Below are 2,998 nucleotides of genomic sequence, written 5' to 3'. Positions count from 1 at the left end.
CAGGCAAAGGGCCCGCCGCCCCGGCGCCTCCCCGGCTGCCCGGCTCGTGTCATGTCCGGCACGTGTGCGCCGCCGTTCCCATCGCCGTTGTGCCCATGAGCGTGTGCACGCTGTCACAGCCACGGGGGCCGCACTGTCCAGGTGGCATGCGCGTGGTGCGTACGGCCCGGTGCGATGCGCGACGCGCCCAGACCGGCCGACAGGCCGGCGCCCCCCTTCTCCCCCTGTCCTGTCAGGAAGGCTGCCATGAGTGTTCCGTCCCGGCCCGCCGAGTCCCCCGTGACCAGTGAGCTCGACCAGCTACCCGACCGCGACCGCGAGGAGACCGCCGAATGGCAGGCCTCTCTCGACGCCGTCGTGCGCAACGCGGGGCCGGACCGGGCGGTGTATCTCCTGCGCCGTGTGCACGAGTTCGCGACCCGGTCCGGGATGTCGCTGCCCGGCCTGTTGACCTCGGACTACATCAACACCGTCCCCGCCTCGGCCCAGCCGGCGTTCGACGGCGACCTGGCGATGGAGACCAGGATCACCGCGCTCAACCGGTGGAACGCGGCGGCCATGGTCACCCGTGGGGCACCCCTTGGACTGGGCGGCCACATCGCCACGTACGCCTCGGCGGCCTGGCTCTACGAGATCGGGTTCAACCACTTCTTCCGCGGCAAGGACGGCGACGGCTCGGGCGACCAGCTGTTCCTGCAGGGCCATGCCTCACCCGGCGTCTACGCCCGGGTCTTCCTCGAAGGGCGGCTGAGCGCACAGGATCTGGACGGTTTCCGACGCGAGGCCACGGGTCACGGCCTGCCGTCCTACCCGCACCCGCGCCGCCTGCCGTGGCTGTGGGAGTTCCCCACCGTGTCCATGGGCCTGGGCCCTCTCGGCGCGATCTACCAGGCCCGGTTCAACCGCTACCTGCGAGCCCGCGGCATCAAGGACACCTCGGCCTCGCGTGTGTGGGCGTTCCTCGGCGACGGTGAGATCGACGAGCCGGAGTCGACGGCCGCGCTGACACTGGCGTCCCATGAGAACCTCGACAACCTCACCTTCGTCGTCAACTGCAACCTGCAACGGCTCGACGGCCCGGTGCGCTCCAATTCCAAGATCGTCCAGGAGCTCGACGCCCGCTTCCGGGGCGCCGGCTGGAATGTGGTCAAGACGCTGTGGGGCGAGGCCTGGGACCCGCTGCTGCTGCAGGACACCACCGGGGCCCTGGTCCGGCGCCTGGGCGAGATACCGGACGCACAGCTGCAGACCCTGGCCGCACGGGACGCGGCCTACATCCGCAAGAGCTTCTTCACCGGCGACGCGCTGTCCGCCGTGGCCGCCTCCCTGAGCGACGCCCAGGTGGTCGAGCTCTTCGAGAACTCGCGCGGAGGCCATGAGCCGCTGAAGGTGCACGCGGCCTACCGGGCCGCCGTGGAACACGAGGGCGCACCCACGGTGATCCTCGCCCAGACGGTCAAGGGGCACACCCTCGGCTCGGCGTTCGAGTCGCGCAACGCCAACCACCAGATGAAGAAACTCACCCTGCAGCAGTTCCGTGACCTGCGCGACCTGTTGGAACTGCCCATCCCCGACAGCGCTCTCGCGGGCGACCAGGTGCCCTACTGGCATCCGGGGCAGGACTCCCCAGAGGTGCGGTACCTGCGCGAACGGCGAGCCGCACTGGGTGGTCCGGCTCCCGCCCGACGGGTCGTCAACAGGCCGTTGCCGCAGCCGCCCGCCCAGTCCTTCGAGGCGCTCGAAAAGGGCTTCGGCCATCAGGAAGTGGCCACCACCATGGCGCTGGTCCGCCTGGTCAAGGATCTGATGCGGGACAAGGACACCGGTGCGCGCTGGGTTCCGATCATCCCCGACGAGGCACGCACCTTCGGCATGGAGTCGCTGTTCCCCACGGCCGGCATCTACTCGCCCCACGGCCAGACCTACGATCCGGTCGACGCCGGCCAACTGCTCTTCTACAAGGAGAGCACCACGGGGCAGCTGATCATCGAGGGCATCACGGAGGCCGGTTCGGTGGCGGAGTTCGCCGCCGCGGCGACCTCGTACGCCACTCACGGCGAACCCATGATCCCGTTCTACATCTTCTACTCCATGTTCGGTTTCCAGCGGACCGGCGACCAGTTCTGGGCGCTCGCCGACCAGATGGGCCGCGGTTTCGTCGTGGGCGGTACCGCCGGGCGCACCACCATGACCGGTGAAGGGCTCCAGCACGGAGACGGACACTCGCACCTGCTGGCCGCCACCAATCCGGCGGCGATCAGCTACGACCCGGCTTTCGCCTTCGAGATCGCGGTCATCGTGCGGGAGGGTCTGCGCCGCATGTACGGCGAACGGCCCGAGAACATCTTCTACTACCTGACCGTCTACAACGAGCCGAAGAAGCAGCCGGCGATTCCGCCGGTACCCGGCATCGAGGAGGGCATCGTCCGGGGCATCTACCGTTTCCGGCCCGCCGCCCCGGCCACGACCGGACCCCGTGTCCAGTTGCTGGCCTCCGGTACGGCCATCCACTGGGCCCTGCGCGCGCAGGAGCTCCTCGCCGCCGAGTGGAACGTGCACGCGGACGTATGGTCGGTGACGTCCTGGACAGAGCTGCGGCGGGACGCGATGGACTCCGACACCGCCGTCATGCGCGGTGAGCAGCGCCTGCCGTACGTCACCCGGGCGCTGGCCGGAGCACCGGGGCCGGTGCTGGCGGTCAGCGACTGGATGCGCCAGGTGCCGGACCAGATCAGCCAGTGGGTCGAGCAGGACTACTTCTCCCTGGGCACCGACGGTTTCGGGCTGTCCGACACGCGGGAGGACGTGCGCCGCTACTTCCGGGTGGACGCCGAGTCGATCGTCGTGACGGCCCTGCACCGGCTGGCCCGAGCCGGGCGGATCACCCCGGAGACCACCGAACGGGCGCGCAGGAGCTACGGCCTCGACATGTGACCGGCCTGCTGTGGTCGCTTCGTCGGGAGCGGATCAACGGCAGTCGGGGCGGACCTCCCGGTCC

General features: G+C 69.8%; 1 protein-coding gene. It reads left to right on the top strand.

Going from position 1 to position 2,998, the window contains the following annotated elements; translation table 11 throughout:
* Window positions 1–246 precede the first annotated feature (246 nt).
* Window positions 247–2,934: a pyruvate dehydrogenase (acetyl-transferring), homodimeric type gene (aceE, locus tag ACFWGJ_RS43040; RefSeq protein ID WP_387334417.1), complete on the top strand. Its 2,688-nt coding sequence runs from the start codon at window positions 247–249 to the stop codon at window positions 2,932–2,934.
* Window positions 2,935–2,998: the final 64 nt, after the last annotated feature.

This window comes from Streptomyces sp. NPDC060205, from assembly GCF_042728395.1.
GTDB lineage: Bacteria > Actinomycetota > Actinomycetes > Streptomycetales > Streptomycetaceae > Streptomyces.
This window is presented reverse-complemented; position numbering and strand designations above follow the sequence as displayed.

Bases quoted from the DNA above. Each gene is read 5' to 3' on its own strand.
- aceE (WP_387334417.1), top strand. From the start codon at position 247: ATGAGTGTTCCGTCCCGGCCCGCCGAGTCCCCCGTGACCAGTGAGCTC.